The following is a 25587-nucleotide window of genomic DNA, read 5'->3' on the forward strand; positions in this document are numbered from 1 at the left end:
CTGCGGCACTGTCTTATCATTAGAGGATGATCGTTTTTAAAAGGAAAGTGGCGTGAAGATTTATCTGGTCGGTGGTGCGGTTCGGGATGCGTTGTTAGGGCTACCGGTTAAAGATAAAGATTGGGTCGTTGTCGGCGCCACGCCGCAGGAGATGCTTGATGCGGGCTACCAGCAGGTAGGCCGTGATTTTCCTGTGTTTCTCCATCCGCAAACTCACGAAGAATACGCGCTGGCGCGTACTGAGCGTAAATCCGGTTCCGGCTACACGGGCTTCACCTGTTATGCCGCGCCGGACGTTACCCTGGAAGCCGATCTCCAGCGTCGCGATCTGACCATTAATGCTCTGGCGCGCGACGATGCCGGCCAGATTATCGACCCTTACCACGGGCGCCGGGATCTGGAGGCACGTCTACTGCGCCATGTCTCTCCCGCGTTTGGCGAAGATCCCTTGCGCGTATTGCGCGTGGCGCGTTTTGCTGCCCGTTACGCTCATCTTAGTTTCCGTATCGCCGATGAAACACTGGCGCTAATGCGCGAAATGACCGCGGCAGGCGAGCTGGAACATCTGACGCCGGAACGGGTATGGAAAGAGACGGAAAATGCGCTTACCACCCGCAATCCGCAGGTTTACTTCCAGGTATTGCGCGACTGCGGCGCCCTGCGCGTCCTGTTTCCGGAAATCGACGCCCTGTTTGGCGTACCCGCGCCGGCAAAGTGGCATCCGGAAATTGATACCGGAGTTCATACGTTGATGACGCTGTCGATGGCCGCCATGCTCAGTCCGCAGCTTGATGTCCGTTTCGCCACGCTTTGTCATGATCTGGGCAAAGGCTTAACGCCGAAAAACCTCTGGCCGCGCCATCATGGCCACGGCCCGGCGGGCGTGAAACTGGTCGAACAGTTATGCCAGCGTTTGCGCGTCCCCAATGACCTGCGTGATTTAGCTAAACTGGTCGCCGAATACCATGATCTGATCCACACCTTTCCGATACTCCAGCCGAAAACGATCGTTAAGCTGTTTGACGCCATTGATGCATGGCGTAAACCGCAGCGCGTCGAGCAGATTGCGCTGACCAGCGAAGCCGATGTCCGTGGACGTACCGGATTTGAAGCGTCGGATTACCCGCAGGGGCGCTGGCTGCGCGAAGCCTGGCAGGTGGCCCAAGCGGTACCGACGAAAGAGGTGGTGGAGGCCGGATTTAAGGGCATTGAGATTCGCGAGGAGCTGACGAAGCGACGAATTGCAGCGGTCGCCAACTGGAAAGAGAAGCGCTGCCCGAACCCCGCCAGCTAAACGCCATCCGGCACGATAAATTGCCTGATGGCGCTGCGCTTATCAGACCGACAAAACAGTTAGGCCGGACAAGGCGGTACTCCGCCATCCGGCACGGTCAATCATCAGAAGAAGACAACGTAAACGGCAGCCGCCACCACAAAGCGGTAAATCGCAAACGGAATAAACGAGATACGCTTAATCAGTTGCAGGAAGGTCTTGATAGCGATCAGCGCCACCACAAACGCCGTCACAAAGCCCACCGCGAACATTGGAATATCCGCTGCGGTCAGGAATGACCAACTTTTGTAGAGATCCAGAACCGTTGCGCCCATCATCATCGGCACAGCCAGTAAGAACGAGAACTCAGAGGCGGCGTAACGGCTGACGCCCATCAGCATCCCACCGGAAATGGTCGCTCCGGAACGCGAGAAGCCCGGCCACAGCGCCAGACACTGGAAACAGCCAATCATAAACGCCTGACGATACGTCATATCATCCAGCCCCGGCGCGCGCGGTTCTTTCGGCTTCAGGCACTCGGCGGCAATCAGCAACAGACCGCCTACCACCAGCGCGTACATCACGTTAATTGGGTTAAATAGCGACTTGATCGTGTCATGAAAGACTAACCCCAGCACCACCGCCGGAATCATGCCCAGCAGGATGTGAATCAACGTTAATCGACCTTTACTTTCACCTTCACGCTGTAGCGGGCGGCCAAAGTGAATACCGATGAGACCAAACAACCGCCGCCAGAACATCACCACGACCGCCAGAATAGATCCAAGTTGAATCACCACTTCGAATGTCTTGGCCGTATCGCCTTCAAACCCCAGCAGATGACCCACAATAATCATATGGCCCGTGCTGGATACCGGCAAAAACTCCGTCAATCCTTCGACCACACCCAAAATTGCCGCTATCAGCAGCGAGTGCATATCGCTCATCAATAAACCCCTAAAATGAAAAACACTGCAAAAATGGATCTCGCGTTAAGACCCCATATATAACCGTTTGGTTTAAAAAATATAAAATTATTTATTTTTATTTCAGATTATTGCCACGCTCAATAATTACCCCTACGTTCGCCGCGCGCGCGACGGCGCCAGGCTTACTCAGTTTGATGCGAACCCACGGAGAATTGAATCGGCTAAGCAGCAGATCCGCCACCTCTTCCGCCACACGCTCGACCAGAGCAAAACGCCCGCCTTCAACATGATTTATCACCGTGTCGGCGATATCCGCGTAACTTAGACAATCTGCGACATCATCGCTTTTCGCCGACTTGCGGTTATCCCATGCCATTTCGATATCGAACACCAGTTTTTGCTCGATAGTCTGTTCCCAGTCGTAAACACCGATAGTGGTGATTACCGAAAGTTGCTCTATAAATACAATATCCATCACGACCTGCCTGCTTTTTGGCTAACCCGGATACCACTTCCGGCGAAATGTGCGTATTATCCACAGAAATAGTAAATAAAACGACACTTTCAATACGGAACAGCTTATGAGTGCAATCGCGCCTGGAATGATCCTCTTCGCGTACCTCTGCGGCTCAATTTCCAGTGCCATTCTGGTTTGCCGCATCGCCGGGCTGCCCGATCCGCGAGAAAGCGGCTCCGGCAACCCGGGCGCGACGAACGTATTACGAATCGGTGGCAAGGGAGCGGCTGTCGCGGTACTTATTTTTGACATCCTTAAAGGTATGTTGCCCGTCTGGGGCGCGTATGCGTTAGGCGTTACCCCTTTCTGGCTGGGGCTTATCGCTATCGCCGCCTGTCTGGGGCATATCTGGCCGGTCTTTTTTGGCTTTAAAGGTGGGAAAGGCGTAGCAACCGCGTTTGGCGCCATCGCGCCCATCGGCTGGGATTTAACCGGCGTCATGGCAGGCACCTGGCTGCTGACGGTCCTGTTAAGCGGTTATTCATCGTTAGGGGCGATTGTCAGCGCCTTGATTGCGCCGTTTTACGTCTGGTGGTTTAAACCGCAGTTCACCTTCCCGGTATCGATGCTGTCATGTCTCATTTTGCTGCGCCATCATGACAACATCCAGCGTCTGTGGCGTCGCCAGGAGACGAAAATCTGGACGAAGCTGAAAAAGAAACGCCAGAAAGATTGAGCTGGAGCTGCGTCTGGAAGAGGGCCGCAACCGTCTGGGGATCGGCCCACAAGGGTTGACCGGCAATAGCTCGGTTGATGGGCTTACATATCGAATCCGCCGCGCGTCACCCTTCCACCATTGGCGTGGTTAGGCGCGATTTTCGGCCTGATCTTCCTGGTGCTGCTGATCGTCTCCAGGCTGTTGTGGATGCCCGTCGTTTTGCTGTAAACCCGTTGGGGCGGCATGATGTCGCCCCCTTTCTCCGCTTTTACGCCGCCGGCAGCTCGGCCAGCGGCCAGCGCGGACGTACCGTTACGCCAAGATCCGCCGTAACGCCCGCCTTAAACCGCACCATTCCGGCATAGGCGATCATCGCCCCGTTGTCGGTACAAAACTCCGGACGCGCATAGAACACTTCGCCGCGGCGTTTTTGCATCATTTCGGCAAGCTTCGCGCGCAGCGTGCGGTTAGCGCTGACGCCGCCCGCCATGACCAGACGCTTAAAACCGGTGCTTTCCAGCGCGCGCTTGCACTTGATCATCAGCGTATCCACGACCGCATCTTCAAAAGCGCGCGCGATATCAGCGCGAGTTTGTTCGTCGCCGCCATTACTACGAATGGTGTTAGCGGCAAAGGTTTTCAGACCGGAAAAACTAAAATCCAGCCCCGGACGATCGGTCATCGGGCGCGGAAAGACAAAACGCCCCGCCGTCCCCTGCGACGCCATTTTCGACAGCATCGGGCCGCCAGGATAATCCAGCCCCAACAATTTGGCGGTTTTATCAAACGCTTCACCGGCGGCATCGTCAATCGACTCTCCCAGCAGTTCGTACTGACCGATTCCGGTCACGCTAATGAGCTGCGTATGTCCGCCGGAGACCAGTAGCGCCACAAACGGGAATTCCGGGGGATTATCTTCCAGCATTGGCGCCAGCAGATGACCTTCCATATGGTGTACAGGAATGGCCGGCACATTCCAGGCAAATGCCAGTGAACGCCCGACGGTTGCGCCGACCAGCAGCGCGCCGACCAGGCCCGGGCCTGCGGTATAGGCCACCGCGTCGATATCGCTCGCCGTCAGACCGGCTTCTTTTAATGCCGCCTGAATCAGCGGCACGGTTTTACGCACATGATCGCGGGAAGCCAGTTCAGGCACTACGCCGCCGTAGTCAGCATGTAATTTCACCTGACTATACAATTGGTTGGCTAACAGACCCTTTTTGTCGTCGTAAATAGCGATGCCGGTTTCATCGCAGGATGTTTCAATACCCAGTACACGCATGACTTGTTTTACCTCGCTCTAATACCGCGCAGTGTAGGTCGAATGCGGGTGGATGTATACCCTCAGTCCCGACTTCGTGTATACTCCCTCCCCTTATAAAAGTCCCTTTCAAAAAAGGCCGCGGTGCTTTACAAAGCAGCAGCAATTGCAGTAAAATTCCGCACCATTTTGAAATAAGCTGGCGTTGATGCCAGCGGCAAACCGAATTAATCAAAGGTGAGAGGCACATGCCGGTAATTAAAGTACGTGAAAACGAGCCGTTCGACGTAGCTCTGCGTCGCTTCAAGCGTTCCTGCGAAAAAGCAGGTGTTCTGGCGGAAGTTCGTCGTCGTGAGTTCTATGAAAAACCGACGACCGAACGTAAGCGCGCTAAAGCTTCTGCAGTGAAACGTCACGCGAAGAAACTGGCTCGCGAAAACGCACGCCGTACTCGTCTGTACTAATCTTTTGAGAGCGGGCTGCTCTCAATTCAGATCGAGTTGTAGTTGTAAGGCCGTGCTTCCGAAAGGAATGCGCGGCTTGTTTTCGTTTATGCATTAGCATATACACAAAATCATTCATGCTGCGTCCAGGCGGCAAGAGAGTAAATCCCCGGCGCTTACGCAAGTCAGCGACAGGGGTGAGCAAACGTAGCCAACACTACGGCAGCCTGAAGAATGACGTGTATAAAAGGGGCATATGGCTGGACGAATCCCACGCGTATTCATTAATGACCTGCTGGCGAGAACCGATATCGTCGATCTGATCGACGTGCGCGTAAAACTCAAGAAACAGGGCAAGAACTATCACGCGTGTTGTCCATTCCATAATGAGAAAACCCCTTCTTTCACCGTAAACGGTGAAAAACAGTTTTATCACTGCTTTGGATGCGGCGCGCATGGCAATGCGATCGACTTTTTGATGAATTACGACAAGCTCGAATTTGTCGAAACCGTCGAAGAATTAGCGGCCATGCATAACCTGGAAATTCCCTATGAAGCAGGCACCGGGCTTAGCCAGATAGAGCGCCATCAACGGCAAAACCTCTATCAGTTGATGAATGGTCTGAATGACTTTTATCAGCAGTCGCTTACCCATCCTGCGGCAAAACCTGCGCGTGACTATCTGCAAAAGCGCGGTCTGAGCGCTGAAATTATTCAGCGTTTCGCCATTGGCTTCGCGCCGCCAGGGTGGGATAACGCGTTAAAGCGCTTCGGTAATAACAGCGATAACAAGGCATTGTTGCTGGATGCCGGGATGCTGGTCAATAACGAGCAGGGCAGCACTTACGATCGTTTCCGTAATCGGGTCATGTTCCCTATTCGGGACAAACGCGGCAGGGTGATTGGTTTTGGCGGTCGAGTACTGGGGAACGACACGCCGAAATACCTTAACTCTCCGGAAACGGACATTTTCCATAAAGGCCGCCAGCTATATGGTCTTTATGAGGCTCAGCAATATAGTGCTGAACCGCAACGCTTGCTTGTGGTCGAAGGTTATATGGATGTCGTCGCACTAGCGCAATACGACATTAACTATGCGGTCGCTTCGCTGGGTACCTCAACCACGGCAGACCATATGCATATGTTATTCCGGGCGACGAACAACGTAATTTGCTGTTACGACGGCGACCGGGCTGGCCGTGATGCCGCCTGGAGAGCGCTGGAAACAGCAATGCCTTATATGACCGACGGTCGGCAGGTACGCTTTATGTTTTTACCTGACGGCGAAGACCCGGATACGCTGGTGCGTAAAGAAGGCAAGGCGGCTTTTGAAGCGCGGATGGAGCAGGCGCAGCCGCTCTCTACGTTTCTGTTTAATAGCCTCCTGCCGCAGGTGGATTTAAGCTCGCCGGATGGCAGCACGCAGTTAGCCGCACTGGCGCTGCCGCTCATTAATCAGGTGCCTGGCGACGCACACCGTATTCAGTTGCGCCAGACGTTGGGGCTGAAGTTAGGCATTTTCGATGATAGTCAGCTTGATCGTTTAGTGCCAAAACAGGCGGAAAGCGGCGTTTCCCGCCCGGCTCCGCAGCTAAAACGCACGACCATGCGTATACTGATAGGATTACTGGTGCAAAACCCGGATCTCGCGCCGTTAGTGCCGCCCTTAGACGCGCTGGATCAGAATAAGCTGCCTGGACTTGGCTTATTTAAAGAATTGGTCAAAACTTGTTTGGCTCAGCCAGGTCTTACTACCGGACAACTTCTGGAACTCTACCGTGGCACAAATGATGCTGCGACCCTTGAAAAATTATCGATGTGGGACGATATAGCAGATAAGGCGATTGCCGAAAAGACCTTTACCGACTCACTCAACCATATGTTTGATTCGCTGCTGCAACTGCGACAAGAAGAGCTGATCGCTCGCGATCGCACTCACGGTTTAAGCAGCGAAGAACGCCGAGAGCTCTGGACGTTAAACCAGGAGCTGGCCAGAAAATGAATTTAACGGCTTAAATGCCGCATATCGATCGGGAAGCCCCCGACAGCCGCAGTGAGAGGCAGCGGCCAAAATATAAGTATGCCCTCGCTTTAAATGTCGACAGCTATACCGTCGACACCAATCAAACGAATAAGTGTGGATACCGTCTTATGGAGCAAAACCCGCAGTCACAGCTGAAACTTCTTGTCACCCGTGGTAAGGAGCAAGGCTATCTGACCTATGCTGAGGTCAATGACCATCTGCCGGAAGATATCGTCGATTCAGATCAAATTGAAGATATCATCCAAATGATCAACGACATGGGTATTCAGGTAATGGAAGAAGCGCCTGATGCCGATGATCTGCTGCTGGCTGAAAATACCACCAGCACCGATGAAGATGCGGAAGAAGCTGCTGCACAAGTTCTGTCCAGTGTTGAGTCTGAAATCGGTCGTACGACTGACCCGGTACGCATGTATATGCGTGAAATGGGCACTGTTGAACTGTTGACCCGGGAAGGCGAAATCGACATCGCTAAACGTATCGAAGACGGGATCAACCAGGTTCAATGCTCCGTTGCCGAATACCCGGAAGCCATTACCTATCTGCTGGAACAGTACGATCGCGTTGAGGCTGAAGAGGCTCGTTTGTCCGATCTTATCACCGGCTTTGTCGATCCGAACGCGGAAGAAGAGATGGCGCCGACCGCAACTCACGTCGGTTCTGAACTCTCCCAGGAAGACCTGGATGATGACGAAGACGAAGATGAAGAAGACGGCGACGATGACGCCGCCGATGACGACAACAGCATTGACCCTGAACTGGCACGCGAAAAATTCGCTGAGCTGCGCGCGCAATACGTCGTTACGCGCGACACCATCAAAGCGAAAGGCCGCAGCCATGCTGCCGCGCAGGAAGAGATTCTGAAGCTGTCTGAAGTGTTCAAACAGTTCCGTCTGGTACCGAAGCAATTCGACTATCTGGTCAACAGTATGCGCGTGATGATGGATCGCGTGCGTACCCAGGAACGTCTGATCATGAAGCTCTGCGTCGAGCAGTGCAAAATGCCGAAGAAGAACTTTATCACGCTGTTTACCGGTAATGAAACCAGCGAAACCTGGTTCAATGCCGCTATCGCGATGAACAAACCGTGGTCGGAAAAACTGCACGATGTCGCGGAAGAAGTGCAACGCTGCCTGCAAAAACTGCGGCAGATTGAAGAAGAGACCGGTCTGACCATCGAACAGGTGAAAGACATCAACCGTCGCATGTCCATCGGGGAAGCGAAAGCCCGCCGTGCGAAGAAAGAGATGGTTGAAGCGAACTTGCGTCTGGTTATTTCTATCGCTAAGAAATACACCAACCGTGGCTTGCAATTCCTTGATCTGATTCAGGAAGGCAACATCGGTCTGATGAAAGCGGTAGATAAGTTCGAATACCGTCGCGGCTACAAATTCTCCACCTATGCAACCTGGTGGATCCGTCAGGCGATCACCCGTTCTATCGCCGATCAGGCGCGCACCATCCGTATTCCGGTGCATATGATTGAGACCATCAACAAGCTCAACCGTATTTCTCGCCAGATGCTGCAAGAGATGGGCCGCGAGCCAACGCCGGAAGAGCTGGCTGAACGGATGCTGATGCCGGAAGATAAAATTCGTAAGGTGCTAAAGATTGCCAAAGAGCCAATCTCCATGGAAACGCCGATCGGCGACGATGAAGATTCGCATCTGGGTGATTTCATCGAGGATACCACCCTCGAGCTGCCGCTGGACTCTGCCACTACCGAGAGCCTGCGTGCCGCCACTCACGACGTTTTGGCTGGCCTGACCGCTCGTGAAGCGAAAGTGCTGCGTATGCGTTTCGGTATCGATATGAACACCGACCACACGCTGGAAGAAGTGGGTAAACAGTTCGATGTTACCCGCGAACGTATCCGTCAGATCGAAGCGAAGGCGCTGCGTAAACTGCGCCACCCGAGCCGTTCTGAAGTGCTGCGCAGCTTCCTCGACGATTAATTCGCCGCACACGTATAAACGCCGCCGCAAGGCGGCGTTTTTTTATCAGGCCATGCGCAAGCGCCCTATTTGGCCTGCAGAATTTCTACACAGCGCGAGTATTCGCGCCCTCATTCCCCATTGCTATAGCCCACGCATAATGAGCGCTTGATCCAGTTCGCGATAGGCCTCGACCAGTTTTTCCGTTTTAATTCGGTTTAAGCCGCTGGGATTCGGCAACACCCACACCATCGTCGCGCCAATGGCGATCTTTTGTTTACCCCAGGCGATACCGCGCTGGCTGAACCCCTGTTCAAAAGCCTGTTTACCAAGCACCGCCAGCGCCGCGGGCTGGTAGTCCTCTATTTTTTCAATCAGGTTTCGTCCGCCGCTACGTAATTCATGCAACTTCACCTCAGTCGCTTGTACCGTCGGTCGGTCGACGAGTTTCGTTACCCCGCAGCGAAAATCCAGTAATTTTTCCGCCTCTTCCGGTTTCAACTGTCGATCGGTGAAACCGGCCAAATGAATAACTTTCCAAAAACGATTCGCGGGATGCGCAAACGGAAAGCCGGTATTCGCCGAGGAGAGTCCCGGATTGATGCCGCAAAAAACCACCCGTAGCCCTGGCGCCAGTATGTCCTTAACCATTATTACTCCTGAGCAATACAACGTTCTTTAAGTATAACGGGTTGAAAACACATTGTTTATAAAAACAGCACCCGCACGGTTACGGCTGGATTACAGCGTAAAGTTACATTATAATCCACCGCCACGGCCCCTTAGCTCAGTGGTTAGAGCAGGCGACTCATAATCGCTTGGTCGCTGGTTCAAGTCCAGCAGGGGCCACCAAATTTTAGCTTTAAAATCATATAATTAAGCCACTCTAAAGAGTGGCCTTTTTGTTTCTGACAGGGCTCACCCCATACCGCTATTTACGATGCCAATAGGCTGCCGCACGTACCAGGTGTGGATCAAACCCCTTTTCAAAGCACTGACTTAAACGTTTTACCGTTTTGCCTTCGCCAGTAATCCAGATGAAATAGTCTGATTCTGGTATTGTCAGCTGCGACAGGCGCGTTTGCATTGCCTGTTCATCGCCGCCAACAACATATTCCACAGTAATATCCGTCAAATGGGCGAGATAATCGCGGTATGCCGCATCCTGAATGCTCACCAGCGCGGTTACCGCAGGGCGCACAGGCAGACGGCTAAGCGATTCCAGACGACGACGTAGCGCAGGCATACCGGACTCATCGCAGACATAAACCTGACAGGCATACTCTTCCGGCACCACCAGCGAACCGCGCGGCCCGCCGATCGTCAGTGTATCGCCTTCACGGGCTTCCATTGCCCAACGGCTGGCTACGCCGCCATCGTGGATAAAGAAATCCAGCGCCAGCTCGCGACGCGCCTCGTCATACAGCGGCGTGTAATCCCTGGAGACCGGGCGAACGCCCTCCCCCCAGATAATGCCTTCCTCAGTGACTGTCGGAGGCGTAAAGCGACAGCCTGGCTCAGGGAAAAAAACTTTCGTGTGATCGTCAAAGCCCAGGGAGATGAAACCGTCCAGCGCCTCGCCGCCAAGTACGATCCGCTGAAATCCTGCGCTAATACGTTCTACCCGCAGAACGATCAGCTCGCGAAAACGCAGCTCATTACGAACACGCTGTGGGTAGCGTACGGATGATGTCGTCATTTTTTGCCTTCGTGAAGTAATACGATATATCTAAATTAAAGTTTTAAATGATAATGATTGTTAATCAGTAAAAATGCAACTGTTTTTTGATAGTGTTCTGGCAACACATCGCTAATCACAACTTCAAAATAAAACGTTATAAATTAATAGATTATATCAACAATCGCTTTTATCCTTGCTAAAAACCATCATTTAGATATAAATTAGATATATCTAAATAAGCAGGAGGCAATGATGCAAAATCAACATGAAGGGTGTTGCAAAAACCGGGATCATATGCACGATGGTTGCTGCAAAGATCGAGAACATCAGCATGAAGGCTGCCATAGCGCGCATCAGCATGAGAACGCCAGTTGCGGCGGCGAGCACCGTCACGGACACGGCTGTGGTCGTCATGGACAGGGCGGTGGTCGACGTCAGCGATTTTTTGGCCACGGGGAACTTCGGCTGGTCATTCTTGATATCCTGACCCGGGACGCCAGCCACGGCTATGAACTGATTAAAGCGATAGAAAACCTGACGGGGGGCGGCTATACGCCAAGCGCTGGTGTGATCTACCCTACGCTGGATTTTTTACAGGATCAGCAATTTATCACGATTAGCGACGAAGAAGGCGGGCGGAAAAAAATCGCGATTACCGCGAACGGCGCGCAATGGCTTGATGAAAATCGCGAACACCTGACGCATATTCAGGCGCGGCTAAAAGCCCGTTGTGTGGGCATGGAGTTACGTAAAAATCCGCAGATGAAGCGGGCGCTGGATAACTTCAAGGCCGTGCTGGATCTGCGGATAAACCACAGCGATATCAACGACGCGCAAATCAAACGCATTATCGGCGTGATTGATCGCGCGGCGCTGGAAATCGCCGAACTGGATTAAGCGGGCTGCGTGTCCTCTTCGCGGACGCGGAACACGTTAACCAGCTCTTTTAAATGTAACGCCTGTTCGTTCAGCGACGCCGCGGCGGCAACAGACTCTTCCACAAGGCAGGAGTTTTGTTGCGTGGCGGCGTCAATCAGGCCAATCGCGCTGTTAATCTGCGAAATACCGTCAGTTTGCTCACGGCTGGCCTGCCCAATCTCGCGTAATATCACATCCATCTCTTCGACGTTATCCACCATGCCATTAATCAGGGCGCTGGCTTTCTCCACCAGGTGCATCCCTTCCTGAGTCTGACTGGTTGAATCTTCAATCAAATTACGGATTTCACTGGCTGACGAGGCGCTCTTTTGCGCCAACTGGCGAACCTCTCCGGCGACAACGGCAAAACCACGTCCATGTTCGCCCGCACGCGCCGCTTCAACCGCCGCGTTCAGCGCCAGAATATTGGTCTGAAAGGCAATGGAATCAATGATATTGATGATATCCGACATACGATTTGCCGTATCGTTAATGACGCGCATTTTCTGCGTCACTTGATTCATCATCTCCCCATTGTTTTTCACTACGCTGGCGGCGCCGGCAGAGAGTTTGGTCGCTTCACTGGTATGGTCAGCTGTGTTTTTAACCGTGGCGGTAATCTGTTCCATCGACGCCGCCGTTTCTTCAACCGAGCTGGCCTGTTCTTCCGTACGCGCGGCCAAATCCTGGTTACCGGCGACAATTTGCGCCGCCGCCGTGGAGATACTCTCCGAACCGTTTTGCACTTCCTGTACGATATCCAGCAGACGCGTTTTCATCGCCATTAATGCTTGCAGTAGTACGCCTGTTTCATCTTTATAGTCGGTGGTGATATGGCGAGTCAGATCGCCATCGGCAATCGCCTCGGCAAAGCGTACCGCTTCATCAAGCGGTCGGGTAATGGAACGTACGATATACCATCCCATTACGCATCCGGCAGCGATGCTTATCAGCGCCAGGGTAATTAACAGCGTCCGGTTAGTTTTAAAATCTCCTTCGACCTGCACGCCCGCGTTGTGCATCTGCGCATCCTGAACGGCGATAAGTTCCTGAACTTTGTCCTTATAGACCTTTTGCACTTGCACCGTTCTGGTCATCATCTCCTGAATGGCCGCCTGACGATTATGGCTTTGAATATCTTGCAAAATACGGAATCTGGACTCCAGGTATTGCTGGCGCGCTTCACGGATCTCGGTAATGATTTTCTGCGAAGCCGCATCGTGACGATTGCTGGAAAGCTCATCCAGTAACGCCGTAATACGCTGGCTTATTTCATCCAGCTCTTTCTGCGAACTCTGGCTCCAGCGCCCCTCTTCATCCAGTAACATGAGCTGCTGCGCGATGATGAAATCATTAAAATTATCGATTAACAGATTGGCTTTCACCGTGGTGGGATAATCATTGGTAATAATGTTCTGCATACCCGTATTAGCCCGATCAAGGCTAAACAAAGACAGAGCGGAACTCACCACCATGAGAACAATGAATAAGCCAAAGGCCATAAATAATTTTGAACGTATTTTAATGTTATGCAAAAACATATTTTCTCCCTGGGATTGCATATCCTCATACAGGAAGATTTATCGGCAATAATGTTACTAACTTTATGATATTGATCGCTTTTTATTTCGGAACATTATTAGTAAGTAATATTTATTGTTCACAGAAAGATGAACCAAAAGTGACATAAATTGGCACTAATAATGAAAGAAATACGCTAAAAGGTTAACCATTTCTTATTTATTAACTGAGTTTATACCTATTAATAGGTAGACAAGGGAGAAGGAATAAATATCACATTATTTTTAACATCACAGGCCACTGATACTCTCTATGATGGCAGGCACCGCCTTCTATCAGAGCGCATCCGCCCGGTAAGCCTGTTGCTACCGGGCGGATGTCATTACCATTGCTACCTACAAATAAACTTAATGCAGTACCGTGACCGCATCCTCCAGCCGGCTGGCACGGTGTTTTACCATTGCGGAGACTTGTGCGCTCTCTTCCACCAGCGCCGCATTTTTCTGGGTTATGCGGTTCAACTCGTCCACGGCGCGGGTCAGGCTGGAAAGCCCATCTGTCTGTTCCTGCGTCGACTGACTGATACGTGCGATAAGCAGGGTGACATTTTGCACCTGAGCTACAATGTCATCCATGGTACGGCCTGCGGCGTGAACCTGCTCGGAGCCTGACTGCACCTTTGTTGCGCTGGCATCAATTAATTTACGAATATCGTTCGCCGCATTAGCGCTGCGGCTGGCAAGATGGCGTACCTCGCCAGCAACCACGGCAAACCCTTTCCCCTGCTCGCCCGCTCTCGCCGCTTCTACCGCCGCATTCAGCGCCAGGATATTCGTCTGAAAAGCGATATCGTTAATTAGCGTGGTGATCGTCCCGATACGTTGCGTACTGTGAGCGATATCATCCATCGTTTTAATCACCGTATCCATCGCCTCACCTCCCTGAGTCGCCGCGCTACTGGCCGCCATGGAAAGCTTATCCGCAGCGGAAGCCGTCTCGGAATTGAGCTTCACGGACTCCGCCATCTGGTTCATGGTCGTTACCGTTTCCTGAACATTCTCCACGGTCTGACGGGTGTGTTCGTTCAGATCATTATTACCCTTCGCCAGCCTTTCACTGCCGTTTCTGACGCTGGAAACCTGACTTGATACGTCATTGATCAGCCAGCGGCACATCAAGCCAAGCTGCCCCACGGCCCTCAGCGTCAGCCCCAACTCATCGCTACGATTAAGATGTTGTACGCTGTTGCGTTCGCCGGTCGCCACTTTCAGCGCCTGCGTCGCCACATTTTCAATGGGACGCACAATTTGCCATTCCAATAGCGCCGTACCTGCCAGCATCGCCAACGCGCCCAACAGCAACGCCTGCCATGAGGCATCCGTACCGAACAACGCCAACGCCAGCATTACGGCCATTAGCCCCATAATGCTACGCACTCGCCAGCGAACAGGCATAGCGGGCAGTTTGCCCAGCAAACCCTGACGAACCACCAGGCCTTTATGAATTCGTTTACTACACCGCCCTTCATTTAGCGCCTGATATAAAGGCTCGACGGCGGCAACCTCATCATCCGTGGCGCGGGTACGGATCGACATATATCCAGTCACACGCCCTTCACGTATCATCGGTACCGCGTTGGCCCGCACCCAATAATGGTCGCCGTTTTTACGCCGGTTTTTCACAATGCCGCTCCACGGTTCGCCCTGTTTTAGGGTGTACCACATATCTGCGAAGGCAGCTTTCGGCATATCCGGATGACGCACCAGATTATGTGGCTGCGCCAGTAACTCGTTTAACTGATAGCCGCTCACTTGGACAAAAGTGTCATTGGCGTGAGTGATATAGCTTTCCAGGTCGGTCGTAGACATCAGAGTGGTATCATCATCCAGCGGGGTATTTAGCTGGCTGACGTAGGGATGAGAAGACATGATAGCGTCCTGTGCAGGTTATCTGGATGTTAATTTTTCGCTCAGATGTTATTTCGGCGCTAATCTATTTATCTTTAGTTGTTAAAATTGCTCTGGATCGCAATTTGCGATTAATCCTTAATATTTGTACGATTTTCACCTCATCCTGCGCCTTATTTTCATTATGAAATTGTTTAGCGTGGACAACCTTTTTCTTTAAAATCTGCCCTGGCTCACCTTTTTCTCACGCCGCCGCTAACGCAACACACCGTAAACCGTAAAACAAGATCTGCTCAAAATGCATCCAATTGTTAACGCATGATATTAAATGTTGGGTAAATGTGATTATTCCTGGTGTTTATCCCGATTTTCACTATGGGCTTAGACCCCCGCTAATCCCTGCAATACTTAATTCAGTATCATGTGATACACGGCCCTCTGGAGCTCATTTTGAACAGGTTACCTTCCAGCGCATCGGCTTTGGCCTGTAGCGCGCACGCACTGAATCTCATCGAGAAGCGAACGCTAAACCATGAGGAAATGAAAGCACTAAACCGAGAGGTCATTGACTACTTTAAAGAGCATGTAAATCCAGGATTTCTGGAATACCGGAAATCTGTTACCGCCGGCGGGGATTACGGAGCCGTAGAGTGGCAAGCGGGCAGTTTGAATACGCTTGTCGACACCCAGGGGCAGGAGTTTATCGACTGTCTTGGGGGGTTTGGCATCTTTAACGTGGGGCACCGTAATCCTGTTGTGGTATCCGCCGTCCAGAATCAACTCGCAAAACAACCTCTCCACAGCCAGGAGTTACTTGATCCCTTGCGGGCGATGCTGGCAAAAACGCTGGCGGCGCTGACACCGGGGAAACTCAAGTACAGCTTTTTCTGTAACAGCGGCACCGAATCCGTCGAAGCGGCGCTAAAACTGGCAAAAGCGTATCAGTCGCCGCGCGGCAAGTTTACCTTTATCGCCACCAGCGGCGCATTTCATGGCAAATCATTGGGCGCGCTCTCCGCCACGGCCAAATCCACCTTCCGCAGACCCTTTATGCCTTTACTGCCGGGCTTCCGCCATGTGCCGTTTGGCAATATCGACGCGATGAGCATGGCATTTAGCGAAGGCAAAAAAACGGGCGACGAGATAGCAGCCGTGATTCTGGAGCCTATTCAGGGTGAAGGCGGCGTGATCCTGCCGCCGCAGGGATACCTGACAGAGGTACGTAAGCTCTGTGATGAATTCGGCGCTCTGATGATTCTGGATGAAGTACAAACCGGCATGGGGCGTACCGGCAAGATGTTTGCCTGCGAGCACGAAAATGTGCAGCCTGATATTCTGTGTCTGGCGAAAGCCCTGGGCGGCGGCGTGATGCCGATTGGCGCCACCATCGCGACTGAGGAGGTGTTTTCGGTTCTGTTCGACAATCCCTTCCTGCATACCACCACTTTTGGCGGTAATCCGCTGGCTTGTGCTGCCGCGCTGGCGACCATTAACGTCCTGCTGGAGCAAAATCTCCCGGCCCAGGCGGAACAAAAAGGCGATACGCTCCTGGATGGTTTTCGACAACTTGCGCGTGAATATCCCAATCTGGTACACGATGCGCGCGGCAAAGGTATGTTGATGGCCATTGAATTTGTCGACAACGAAACGGGCTACCGTTTTGCCAGTGAGATGTTCCGTCAACGCGTGCTGGTCGCTGGTACGCTGAATAATGCGAAAACAATTCGTATCGAGCCACCGCTCACGCTAACCATTGAACTGTGCGAACAGGTATTGAAATCAGCGCGTAATGCGCTGGCGGCAATGCAGGTGAGCGTTGAAGAGGTTTAAAAACGATGCCGGATGGCGCTGTGCTTATCCGGCCTGTTTTCCCCGGGTCGCGGCCTCTTTTTTGAATCCCATCACAATCACCACATTCCCCTTTTCCCTTTTACCTCGCGACGGCTACAGTAGTAACTCATCCGACCACATAACAATAATTTTACATACTGGATACGCTTATGAGCTACCCGTCGCTGTTCGCCCCGCTCGATCTGGGCTTTACTACTCTCAGAAACCGTGTGCTGATGGGATCGATGCACACGGGTCTGGAGGAACATCCTGATGGCGCTGAGCGCCTGGCGGCATTTTATGCCGAGCGCGCGCGACACGGCGTAGCGTTAATCGTCACCGGCGGTATTGCGCCCGTTCCCTCCGGGGTCGTGATGACCGGCGGCGCGATGCTGAACGATGCCAGCCAGTTAACGCCTCACCGCGTGGTGACCGATGCCGTACATGCGCAAGGCGGTAAAATCGCGCTGCAAATTCTGCACACCGGGCGTTACAGCTATCAGCCGCACCTGGTCGCGCCGTCGGCAATTCAGGCGCCAATCAACCGCTTTATGCCGCATGAACTGACGCATGATGAAATCTTGCAGTTAATCGACGACTTCGCGCATTGCGCGCAACTGGCGCGGGAAGCAGGCTACGACGGCGTAGAGGTGATGGGATCAGAGGGCTATCTGATTAATGAATTTCTCACGCGGCGAACTAACCATCGCGATGACGAATGGGGCGGCGACTATGCCAGCCGTATGCGCTTCGCGGTTGAGGTAGTACGCGCGGTACGCCAGCGGGTAGGGAACGACTTTATTATTATCTATCGCCTGTCGATGCTCGATCTGGTGGAAAATGGCGGCACGTTCGACGAAACGGTACAACTGGCGCAAGCCATTGAAGCCGCAGGCGCAAGCCTAATTAATACCGGCATTGGCTGGCATGAGGCGCGAATCCCGACCATCGCCACGCCAGTACCGCGTGGCGCCTTTAGCTGGGTGACGCGGAAACTCAAAGGTCATGTGTCGGTTCCGCTGATCGCGACCAATCGCATTAACGATCCGCAGGTCGCCGAGACGATCCTGACGCGCGGCGATGCCGATATGGTGTCGATGGCGCGTCCCTTCCTTGCCGATGCCGAATTCCTGACTAAAGCGCAATCCGGACGCGCAGATGAGATCAACACCTGTATCGGCTGTAATCAGGCCTGTCTGGATCGGATCTTCATCGGCAAAGTGACCTCCTGTCTGGTGAACCCGCGCGCCTGTCACGAAACCCACATGCCGATAACGCCGGCCATACGCAAAAAGAACCTGGCCGTTGTCGGCGCAGGCCCGGCGGGGCTGGCTTTCGCGATTAACGCCGCGTCGCGCGGCCATCATGTCACGCTGTTTGACGCTCAGAGTGAAATTGGCGGTCAGTTTACTATCGCCAGGCAGATCCCGGGTAAAGAGGAGTTTTACGAAACGCTGCGCTACTACCGTCGAATGATCGATGTTACTGGCGTTACGCTGAAACTGAACCAACGGGTGAACGCAGAGGATCTTCAGCCGTTTGACGAAGCGATCCTCGCTTGTGGAATAGTACCGCGCCGCCCGCCGATAGACGGTATCGATCATCCAAAAGCATTGACCTACCTGGAGGTATTGCGCGATAAGGCGCCGGTTGGTAAGCGAGTGGCGATCATCGGCTGCGGCGGGATCGGTTTTGACACGGCCATGTATCTGAGCCAGCACGGCGAATCCACCAGCCAAAATATTGCTGAATTTTGTACGGAATGGGGAATTGATACCAGCCTGCAACAGGCAGGCGGTCTGCGCCCGGAAGGCCCGCGCCTGGCACGTAGTCCACGGCAAATCGTCATGCTGCAACGCAAAACCAGCAAGCCGGGCGAAGGGTTAGGTAAAACCACCGGCTGGATCCATCGCGCGACGTTACTGGCGCGCGGCGTGAAGATGATCCCGGCGGTCAGTTACCAGAAGATCGACGACGACGGATTACATCTCTTGATCGGCGGCGAACCGCAGTTGCTGGAAGTGGATCATGTGGTGATCTGCGCCGGACAGGAACCTCGCCGCGAGCTGGCGGACCCGTTACGCGCCGCAGGTAAAACGGTACATCTTATCGGCGGATGCGATGTCGCGATGGAGCTGGATGCCCGACGGGCGATTGCCCAGGGCACCCGACTGGCACTGGAGATTTAACGACTTTGCCTGATGGCGCTACGCTTATCGGGCTTACGCCGTCATACCGGTTTTATAGGCCGGTATGACGCTTGAGCGCCTTATCGACGGCGTCCCTGCTTCACCGCTTTCAAAATGACAAATTTATTGTTGGTTGCTATCGTCGCGCAATTACCGAAAATCTTCTTCAGCTTGTGGAAATAGTCCAGATGGCGGTTCGCCACAATATACAGTTCGCCGTTGATTTTCAGGCAGCGGCGGGCGTGATGGAACATCTCCCAGGCGATATTGTCCGTCAGCGCATGTTTCTGGTGGAACGGCGGATTGCAGAACACCGCGTTAAAACGGAACGGCTCCACGCCGGAGAGCGCGTTGTTGATCATAAATTCGCAGCGTTCGAATGCTTCCGGCAGGTTCGTTTCTACATTCAAACGGCTGGAATCTACCGCCATCGGCGATTCATCGACAAATACTACGTTCGCCTGCGGATTTTTCGCCAGTAAGCTCAGGCCAATCACCCCATTGCCGCAGCCGAGATCGACAATCTCCCCGTCGAGGTTTTCCGGCAAATGCTGCATAAAGAAGCGCGCGCCGATATCCAATCCGGTACGAGAAAACACATTCGCGTGGTTGTGAATCGTCCAGCCTGTATCTTCCAGTTTCCAGCTTAGCGTTTGCGGCGCGTCGGCCAGTTGCGGATGACTGAAGGTACAGTTAATCAGGCGCGCTTTCTTCCACGCCAGCGTCGTCGTGGTTGGGCCCAGCACTTTTTCAAACAGTTCCAGCGTAGAGGTATGAATATCACGCGCTTTCGCGCCGGCGATAATACGCGTTTGCGCCGTAACGACCTTACGCAAAGCGCGTAACTGCTGTTCCAGCAACGCCAGCGTTTTCGGTACCTTAATCAATACCACGCCCGGCGCCTGCGGGTAGTCAGCGGTACTGTCGAGAAACGTTACGCTGGACTCCGCGATGCCGTTATGGCGTAAATTCTCTCGCGTACCCAGTTCGCTTAAATACGAATCGCCAATACTGTATGGCGAATGCTCCGCCAGCGCACAGCTTAGCGCGCCAAACGTATCATTCAGGATCAGCACCGGGCCGCGAATTTCCGTCTCATCCAACTGTTGCAGCAGATACTCATCGGCCGCCTCCCACGCCAGAAGCGGGTTAACATCATCCGTTTGCGGAAAACGTTTCAGCGTCAGTGAACGGAAACCGTCGTCTACGTGGCTCATTAGGCCTCCTGAATGGTAAAATTGCGGCGTTATCCCTGAAAAGGGTGCGTGAGTATACACTTTTTATCAGCAACATGGAGCTTTGATGACCTCACTAACTTACCTTCAGGGGTATCCGGAACATCTCCTTGCCCAGGTGCGCGCCTTAATCGCCGAGCAGCGCCTGGGAGCAGTGCTGGAAAAACGTTATCCCGGCGCGCATGATTACGCCACTGACAAAGCGCTATATCACTATACTCAGGAACTGAAAAGTCAGTTTCTGCGCAATGCGCCGCCCATTAATAAAGTGATGTATGACAGCAAGATCCATGTGCTGAAAAATGCGCTGGGACTGCATACCGCTGTCTCGCGCGTTCAGGGCGGCAAGCTCAAGGCAAAGGCGGAGATCCGCGTCGCCACCGTGTTTCGTAACGCCCCGGAGCCATTCTTACGGATGATTGTGGTTCACGAGCTGGCGCACCTGAAAGAGAAAGATCATAACAAAGCGTTTTATCAGCTCTGCTGCCATATGGAGCCGCAGTACCATCAACTGGAGTTTGATACGCGACTGTGGCTGACGCATCAGGCGCTGTCGGCACAATAAATTCTGAAAATGCCCCTTCCCCCGTATCTTTTTAACGGCGTGGGCATAAAATCGGCGCGTTCACATTTCGCTCATTGCCTGCCGCCACGTCAAGGATGACGATCTGTAGAGGGTATTTTTTATCCACCGCCAACGGAACCGCGCAACGACCATGCTCTCACAATGTGCCCGTTTTATCCGCCGCCTCTGTTTTACACGCCGGGCCTTAACAGTGGCGTGTTTTCTGCTTGTCGCAGCAGGCGTCGCGCTTTTCTATTCCAACTGGCTTATCGTCAACGCCTCACAGCATCTGACATGGAATGACATTCAGACCGTTCCCGCCCGCAACGTCGGGCTGGTGTTAGGCGCCAAACCCGGCAATCGGTATTTTACCCGGCGGATTAATACTGCCGCCGCGTTGTATCACGCCGGTAAAGTGAAGTGGCTGTTAGTCAGCGGCGATAATGGCAAAAAAGAGTACGATGAACCTTCGGCGATGCAGCAGGCGCTGATGGCGAAAGGTGTGCCGGAGGCGGCCATTTTTTGTGATTATGCCGGATTCTCCACGCTGGACTCCGTGGTTCGCGCCCGGAAAGTGTTTGGCGAAAGCCGCATTACGATTATCTCGCAAGCATTTCATAATCAACGGGCGATCTGGCTGGCGCAACAATATGGCATTGACGCTATCGGCGTTAACGCGCCGGATCTGAATAAAAGGCACGGAACCTACACACGACTTCGGGAAAAGCTGGCGCGGGTTAGCGCAGTGCTGGATGCCAAAATTTTGCATCGTCAGCCTAAATATCTGGGCGCTGGCGTCACTATTGGGGCTGATAGCGCACACGGGTGCCCTTCTCGCCAGTAAAATGCCAGAGTGCGTCGCAGCGCACTGGCAAGGGCGGAAAGGCGTGCTACATTGACGAAAAATCCCTTTCTGGAGTCCGCTGACGTTTATGATACGTTTCGCTGTAATTGGGACTAACTGGATCACGCGCCAGTTTGTCGACGCCGCCCATGAAACCGGCAAATTCAGGCTCGCCGCCGTTTACTCCCGTAGTCTTGAACAGGCGCAGTCTTTCGCAAATGATTATCCCGTCGAGCATCTGTTTACCTCGCTGGAAGCGATGGCGCAAAGCGACGCGATTGAGGCGGTTTATATCGCCAGCCCGAATTCCCTGCATTTCTCCCAGACGCAGCGCTTTTTGCAGCATAAAAAACATGTCATGTGCGAAAAGCCGCTGGCTTCTAACCTGGCGGAGGTTGATGCCGCTATCGCCTGCGCGCGCGATAATCAGCGGGTACTGTTTGAAGCCTTTAAAACCGCCTGCCTGCCCAATTTCCTGCTGCTGCGGGAATCGTTGCCGAAAATCGGCAGAATGCATAAAGCATTACTAAATTACTGCCAGTACTCTTCACGTTATCAGCGCTATCTGAACGGTGAAAATCCGAATACGTTTAATCCGGCCTTCTCCAATGGTTCGATTATGGATATCGGGTATTACTGTCTGGCGTCGGCGATCGCGCTATGGGGCGAGCCGCGCAGCGTTCAGGCGTCGGCGAATTTATTGGAAAGCGGAGTAGATGCGCACGGCGTCGTGGTTATGGATTACGGCGATTTTAGCGTCACGCTACAGCATTCCAAAGTCAGCGACTCGGTACTGGCCAGTGAAATTCAGGGCGAGAGGGGATCGCTGGTCATTGAAAAGCTGTCGGAATGCCAGAAAGTGTGTTTTGCGCCGCGCGGCGCGCTGATGCAGGATCTGACCCAGCCTCAGCATATTAATACCATGCTGTATGAAGCCGGGGCGTTTGCCCAGCTTATTGAAAACCACGCCGTGGAACATCCGGGGTTGTCGCTAAGTCGCGCCACGGCAAAATGGCTGACAGAAATACGCCGTCAAACCGGGGTCATCTTCCCGGCGGACGATCTGACCCATCCCCTTACTGCGTAAAATTATGTAAATCATATGTTACAGGTCATTGACTCTACGCGTGGCCTGTCATACTTTGTTACGCGCAAAGGGGAGTAACTTCATTGCCGGTCGATCGTCATTACGATGTGTGCAAAACCACATCCGGTCACCGGGCAGCCATAAAGGAATGCGTCAGCGTATTCCTTTATTGTTGTAAGTGAGACCTTGCCGAATGGCAAGGTCTATGCATAAAAGCAACGGCTAATGCCATTCGGCGTTAGCCGTTTTTTTTTTTTGCATAGGGAGAAATAATGAATACTGTTGGTACGCCATTATTATGGGGTGGATTCGCGGTTGTTGTGGTGATAATGCTATCCATCGACCTGTTGTTGCAGGGACGCCGTGGCGCACATGCGATGTCGATGAAACAAGCGGCAGGATGGTCAATCCTGTGGGTAACGCTCTCGCTACTGTTTAACGCCGCTTTCTGGTGGTATCTGGCTGAAACGCAAGGGCGCGAAGTTGCTGACCCGCAGGCATTGGCGTTCCTTACCGGCTATCTGATTGAGAAGTCGCTGGCCGTAGATAACGTCTTTGTCTGGCTGATGCTGTTTAGCTATTTCTCCGTCCCTCCGGCTCTGCAACGCCGGGTGCTGGTGTATGGGGTTCTTGGCGCGATCGTGTTGCGTACTATCATGATTTTCGCCGGTACCTGGCTTATCACTCAGTTCGAATGGCTGCTGTATGTGTTCGGCGCCTTCCTGCTGTTTACCGGCGTAAAAATGGCGCTGGCGAAGGAAGATGAATCCGGCATTGGCGAAAAACCGATGGTGCGTTGGCTGCGCGGGCATCTGCGCATGACCGATACGATCGAGAACGAGCACTTTTTCGTACGTAAAAACGGCCTGCTGTATGCCACGCCGCTGCTGCTGGTGCTGATTATGGTTGAGTTCAGCGATGTGATCTTCGCCGTTGACAGTATTCCGGCGATCTTTGCGGTCACCACCGACCCGTTCATCGTACTGACCTCTAACCTGTTTGCCATCTTAGGACTGCGCGCGATGTACTTCCTGCTGTCCGGCGTGGCGGAACGCTTCTCGATGCTGAAATATGGTCTGGCGGTCATTCTGGTCTTTATCGGCATTAAGATGCTGATCGTCGACTTCTACCATATTCCTATCGCGATTTCGCTGGGCGTAGTGTTTGGTATTCTGACCATTACGCTGGTGATTAACGCCTGGGTTAACCATCAGCGCGATAAGAAACTACGAGCGCAATAATCTTTTATCGGGGTAAACCTGCCCCGTCAAAAACGCCCGACAGCGCACACCTGTCGGGCGTTTTTGTTTAACATGTCACAATACTGTTAATATAAAGTTATAAAACATGATCACAGCAAAAAATCCAGGATATTTCGCTTCCCGAACCTTCAACTTTCCTTATACTCAACCAGGCAAACACTTTGTTACATCCTGAAAGATGCGCCGTAAGAGCGTGCAGGGGATGACCAGCAACACAATACAAGGAATATGAAATGGCTACGCAACGAGCATCAGGGCTACTGCAGCGTTTAGCGCAAGGCAGTCTGGTTAAACAAATTTTAGTGGGTCTGGTACTGGGGATTTTACTGGCATGGATTTCTAAGCCTGCGGCAGAAGCGGTTGGCTTGCTTGGCACCCTGTTCGTCGGCGCCTTAAAAGCGGTCGCCCCCGTTCTGGTGCTGATGCTGGTAATGGCCTCGATCGCCAACCACCAGCACGGCCAAAAAACCAATATTCGCCCTATTCTCTTTCTTTACCTGCTAGGCACCTTTTCAGCCGCGCTGGCGGCCGTTGTGTTCAGCTTCGCCTTCCCTTCAACGCTGCATCTGTCCAGTAGCGCCCAGGATATCGTGCCGCCGTCCGGCATTGTAGAAGTCTTGCGCGGTCTGCTGATGAGCATGGTGTCGAACCCCATCGACGCGCTGCTGAACGCTAACTATATCGGGATTCTGGTATGGGCCGTCGGTCTGGGATTTGCCCTGCGTCATGGTAATGAAACCACCAAAAACCTCGTGAACGATATGTCTAACGCCGTGACCTTTATGGTGAAACTGGTGATCCGTTTCGCGCCAGTCGGTATTTTTGGTCTGGTTTCATCAACGCTTGCAACCACCGGCTTCTCCACCCTGTGGGGCTATGCGCACCTGCTGGTCGTCTTGATTGGCTGTATGCTGCTGGTCGCGCTGGTGGTCAACCCGCTGTTGGTATTCTGGAAAATTCGTCGCAACCCTTATCCGCTGGTGTTCGCCTGCCTGCGTGAAAGCGGCGTTTATGCCTTCTTTACCCGCAGCTCTGCCGCCAATATTCCAGTGAATATGGCGCTGTGCGAAAAGCTGAATCTGGACAGGGATACTTACTCCGTTTCCATTCCGCTGGGCGCCACTATCAATATGGCCGGCGCGGCAATTACCATTACGGTTCTGACGTTGGCGGCAGTCCATACGTTAGGCGTCCCGGTGGATCTGCCTACAGCGCTGCTGCTGAGCGTGGTGGCCTCGCTGTGTGCTTGCGGCGCCTCCGGCGTGGCAGGCGGTTCATTGCTGCTGATCCCGCTGGCGTGCAACATGTTTGGCATCCCGAACGATATCGCGATGCAGGTAGTAGCGGTCGGCTTTATTATCGGCGTATTGCAGGATTCGTGTGAAACGGCGCTGAACTCGTCTACCGATGTTCTGTTCACTGCGGCAGCCTGCCAGGCAGAGGACGAACGTCTGGCGAATAACGCCTTGCGTAGCTAAGTGATTATCGA

21 protein-coding genes, 1 tRNA gene and 25 other annotated features are annotated in these 25587 nt (G+C 53.1%); of the genes, 14 read left to right on the plus strand and 8 right to left on the minus strand.

Going from position 1 to position 25587, the window contains the following annotated elements; translation table 11 throughout:
• The first annotated feature begins 40 nt into the window (after positions 1–40).
• Positions 41–46, plus strand: a ribosome-binding site (putative RBS for cca; RegulonDB:STMS1H003234).
• The gene (gene cca / locus STM3204) for a tRNA nucleotidyl transferase (protein NP_462119.1) occupies positions 41–1294 on the plus strand. Within the gene, positions 53–1294 belong to an annotated coding region; the region does not span the whole gene. Its footprint overlaps the feature before it by 6 nt.
• 104 nt (positions 1295–1398) lie before the next feature.
• On the opposite strand, the gene bacA is transcribed toward cca, so the two are convergent.
• Both bacA and folB read right to left on the minus strand, forming a co-directional pair.
• Positions 1399–2233 (minus strand): bacitracin resistance gene (bacA, locus tag STM3205; RefSeq protein NP_462120.3). Within the gene, positions 1399–2223 belong to an annotated coding region; the region does not span the whole gene.
• Positions 2228–2233: a ribosome-binding site (putative RBS for bacA; RegulonDB:STMS1H003235), on the minus strand. (Overlaps the previous gene by 6 nt.)
• Positions 2234–2317: 84 nt before the next feature.
• Positions 2318–2686, minus strand: a protein-coding gene (gene folB / locus STM3206) for a dihydroneopterin aldolase (RefSeq protein NP_462121.3). Within the gene, positions 2318–2680 belong to an annotated coding region; the region does not span the whole gene.
• Positions 2681–2686 (minus strand) — a ribosome-binding site (putative RBS for folB; RegulonDB:STMS1H003236). (Overlaps the previous gene by 6 nt.)
• Positions 2687–2771: 85 nt before the next feature.
• Positions 2772–2777 (plus strand) — a ribosome-binding site (putative RBS for ygiH; RegulonDB:STMS1H003237).
• Here folB and ygiH point away from each other — a divergent pair.
• The gene (gene ygiH, locus STM3207) for a putative inner membrane protein (RefSeq protein NP_462122.1) occupies positions 2772–3395 on the plus strand. Within the gene, positions 2784–3395 belong to an annotated coding region; the region does not span the whole gene. Its footprint overlaps the feature before it by 6 nt.
• 250 nt (positions 3396–3645) lie before the next feature.
• Here ygiH and gcp read toward each other — a convergent pair.
• The gene (gcp, locus tag STM3208) for a putative O-sialoglycoprotein endopeptidase (RefSeq protein ID NP_462123.1) occupies positions 3646–4674 on the minus strand. Within the gene, positions 3646–4659 belong to an annotated coding region; the region does not span the whole gene.
• Positions 4669–4674 (minus strand) — a ribosome-binding site (putative RBS for gcp; RegulonDB:STMS1H003238). Its footprint overlaps the gene before it by 6 nt.
• Before the next feature lie 110 nt (positions 4675–4784).
• Positions 4785–4793, plus strand: a -35 signal (putative -35_signal for rpsU; RegulonDB:STMLTH004581).
• On the opposite strand from gcp, the gene rpsU reads away from it, so the two are divergent.
• The 3 genes from rpsU to rpoD all read left to right on the plus strand — a co-directional run bounded on the left by rpsU (position 4785) and on the right by rpoD (position 9080).
• Positions 4785–5102 (plus strand): 30S ribosomal subunit protein S21 gene (gene rpsU / locus STM3209; protein NP_462124.1). Within the gene, positions 4887–5102 belong to an annotated coding region; the region does not span the whole gene. Its footprint overlaps the feature before it by 9 nt.
• Positions 4809–4817, plus strand: a -10 signal (putative -10_signal for rpsU; RegulonDB:STMLTH004581). It overlaps the preceding gene by 9 nt.
• Positions 4838–4854: a protein binding site (putative binding site for LexA, RegulonDB: STMS1H000242), on the plus strand.
• Positions 4873–4878 (plus strand) — a ribosome-binding site (putative RBS for rpsU; RegulonDB:STMS1H003239).
• Positions 5103–5328: 226 nt before the next feature.
• Positions 5329–5334: a ribosome-binding site (putative RBS for dnaG; RegulonDB:STMS1H003240), on the plus strand.
• Positions 5329–7083 (plus strand): DNA primase gene (dnaG, locus tag STM3210; protein NP_462125.1). Within the gene, positions 5338–7083 belong to an annotated coding region; the region does not span the whole gene. It overlaps the preceding feature by 6 nt.
• Positions 7049–7057 (plus strand) — a -35 signal (putative -35_signal for rpoD; RegulonDB:STMLTH004582). Its footprint overlaps the gene before it by 9 nt.
• Positions 7049–9080, plus strand: a protein-coding gene (rpoD, locus tag STM3211) for a sigma 70 (RefSeq protein ID NP_462126.3). Within the gene, positions 7098–9080 belong to an annotated coding region; the region does not span the whole gene. The genes dnaG and rpoD overlap by 35 nt, the downstream gene beginning before the upstream one ends.
• Positions 7074–7082 (plus strand) — a -10 signal (putative -10_signal for rpoD; RegulonDB:STMLTH004582). It overlaps the preceding gene by 9 nt.
• A 123-nt stretch (positions 9081–9203) precedes the next feature.
• Here rpoD and mug read toward each other — a convergent pair.
• The gene (gene mug / locus STM3212) for a G/U mismatch specific DNA glycosylase (protein ID NP_462127.1) occupies positions 9204–9721 on the minus strand. Within the gene, positions 9204–9710 belong to an annotated coding region; the region does not span the whole gene.
• Positions 9716–9721: a ribosome-binding site (putative RBS for mug; RegulonDB:STMS1H003241), on the minus strand. (Overlaps the previous gene by 6 nt.)
• 114 nt (positions 9722–9835) lie before the next feature.
• Here mug and ileX point away from each other — a divergent pair.
• Positions 9836–9908 (plus strand) — tRNA-Ile (gene ileX, locus STM3213).
• Positions 9909–9990: 82 nt separating this feature from the next.
• Here ileX and yqjH read toward each other — a convergent pair.
• The gene (yqjH, locus tag STM3214; protein NP_462128.1) for a putative transporter occupies positions 9991–10768 on the minus strand. Within the gene, positions 9991–10758 belong to an annotated coding region; the region does not span the whole gene.
• Positions 10763–10768, minus strand: a ribosome-binding site (putative RBS for yqjH; RegulonDB:STMS1H003242). It overlaps the preceding gene by 6 nt.
• A 212-nt stretch (positions 10769–10980) precedes the next feature.
• Positions 10981–10986, plus strand: a ribosome-binding site (putative RBS for yqjI; RegulonDB:STMS1H003243).
• Between yqjH and yqjI the strand changes: the two genes are divergently transcribed.
• Positions 10981–11637, plus strand: a protein-coding gene (gene yqjI, locus STM3215) for a putative transcriptional regulator (protein ID NP_462129.1). Within the gene, positions 10990–11637 belong to an annotated coding region; the region does not span the whole gene. (Overlaps the previous feature by 6 nt.)
• On the opposite strand, the gene STM3216 is transcribed toward yqjI, so the two are convergent.
• Both STM3216 and aer read right to left on the minus strand, forming a co-directional pair.
• Positions 11634–13205, minus strand: a protein-coding gene (locus tag STM3216) for a putative methyl-accepting chemotaxis protein (protein ID NP_462130.1). Within the gene, positions 11634–13199 belong to an annotated coding region; the region does not span the whole gene. The two genes, yqjI and STM3216, sit on opposite strands and share 4 nt — an antisense overlap.
• Positions 13200–13205: a ribosome-binding site (putative RBS for STM3216; RegulonDB:STMS1H003244), on the minus strand. Its footprint overlaps the gene before it by 6 nt.
• 381 nt (positions 13206–13586) lie before the next feature.
• Positions 13587–15119 (minus strand): aerotaxis sensor receptor gene (gene aer, locus STM3217; RefSeq protein ID NP_462131.1). Within the gene, positions 13587–15107 belong to an annotated coding region; the region does not span the whole gene.
• Positions 15114–15119 (minus strand) — a ribosome-binding site (putative RBS for aer; RegulonDB:STMS1H003245). It overlaps the preceding gene by 6 nt.
• 501 nt (positions 15120–15620) lie before the next feature.
• Positions 15621–15626 (plus strand) — a ribosome-binding site (putative RBS for oat; RegulonDB:STMS1H003246).
• Between aer and oat the strand changes: the two genes are divergently transcribed.
• Positions 15621–16916 (plus strand): putative acetylornithine aminotransferase gene (gene oat / locus STM3218; protein ID NP_462132.3). Within the gene, positions 15627–16916 belong to an annotated coding region; the region does not span the whole gene. Its footprint overlaps the feature before it by 6 nt.
• A 158-nt stretch (positions 16917–17074) precedes the next feature.
• Positions 17075–17080 (plus strand) — a ribosome-binding site (putative RBS for fadH; RegulonDB:STMS1H003247).
• Positions 17075–19105, plus strand: a protein-coding gene (gene fadH / locus STM3219; RefSeq protein NP_462133.1) for a 2,4-dieonyl-coa reductase. Within the gene, positions 17087–19105 belong to an annotated coding region; the region does not span the whole gene. Its footprint overlaps the feature before it by 6 nt.
• Before the next feature lie 80 nt (positions 19106–19185).
• On the opposite strand, the gene ygjO is transcribed toward fadH, so the two are convergent.
• Positions 19186–20333, minus strand: a protein-coding gene (gene ygjO / locus STM3220) for a putative methyltransferase (protein ID NP_462134.1). Within the gene, positions 19186–20322 belong to an annotated coding region; the region does not span the whole gene.
• Positions 20328–20333, minus strand: a ribosome-binding site (putative RBS for ygjO; RegulonDB:STMS1H003248). It overlaps the preceding gene by 6 nt.
• A gap of 63 nt (positions 20334–20396) precedes the next feature.
• Positions 20397–20402, plus strand: a ribosome-binding site (putative RBS for ygjP; RegulonDB:STMS1H003249).
• Between ygjO and ygjP the strand changes: the two genes are divergently transcribed.
• The 5 genes from ygjP (at position 20397) to ygjU (ending at position 25576) form a co-directional block, all read left to right on the plus strand.
• Positions 20397–20905 (plus strand): putative metal-dependent hydrolase gene (gene ygjP / locus STM3221; RefSeq protein ID NP_462135.1). Within the gene, positions 20408–20905 belong to an annotated coding region; the region does not span the whole gene. It overlaps the preceding feature by 6 nt.
• 132 nt (positions 20906–21037) lie before the next feature.
• Positions 21038–21043 (plus strand) — a ribosome-binding site (putative RBS for ygjQ; RegulonDB:STMS1H003250).
• Positions 21038–21749 (plus strand): putative integral membrane protein gene (gene ygjQ, locus STM3222; protein ID NP_462136.1). Within the gene, positions 21057–21749 belong to an annotated coding region; the region does not span the whole gene. (Overlaps the previous feature by 6 nt.)
• A gap of 69 nt (positions 21750–21818) precedes the next feature.
• Positions 21819–21824: a ribosome-binding site (putative RBS for ygjR; RegulonDB:STMS1H003251), on the plus strand.
• The gene (ygjR, locus tag STM3223) for a putative dehydrogenase (protein NP_462137.1) occupies positions 21819–22836 on the plus strand. Within the gene, positions 21838–22836 belong to an annotated coding region; the region does not span the whole gene. Its footprint overlaps the feature before it by 6 nt.
• A gap of 260 nt (positions 22837–23096) precedes the next feature.
• Positions 23097–23102 (plus strand) — a ribosome-binding site (putative RBS for ygjT; RegulonDB:STMS1H003252).
• Positions 23097–24077, plus strand: a protein-coding gene (ygjT, locus tag STM3224) for a putative resistance protein (RefSeq protein ID NP_462138.1). Within the gene, positions 23109–24077 belong to an annotated coding region; the region does not span the whole gene. (Overlaps the previous feature by 6 nt.)
• A 242-nt stretch (positions 24078–24319) precedes the next feature.
• Positions 24320–24325, plus strand: a ribosome-binding site (putative RBS for ygjU; RegulonDB:STMS1H003253).
• Positions 24320–25576 (plus strand): putative dicarboxylate permease gene (gene ygjU, locus STM3225; protein NP_462139.1). Within the gene, positions 24332–25576 belong to an annotated coding region; the region does not span the whole gene. (Overlaps the previous feature by 6 nt.)
• The last annotated feature ends 11 nt before the right edge of the window (positions 25577–25587 follow it).

Origin of the sequence: Salmonella enterica subsp. enterica serovar Typhimurium str. LT2, assembly GCF_000006945.2 — a bacterium.
In the GTDB taxonomy this organism is placed as follows: Bacteria; Pseudomonadota; Gammaproteobacteria; order Enterobacterales; family Enterobacteriaceae; genus Salmonella; species Salmonella enterica.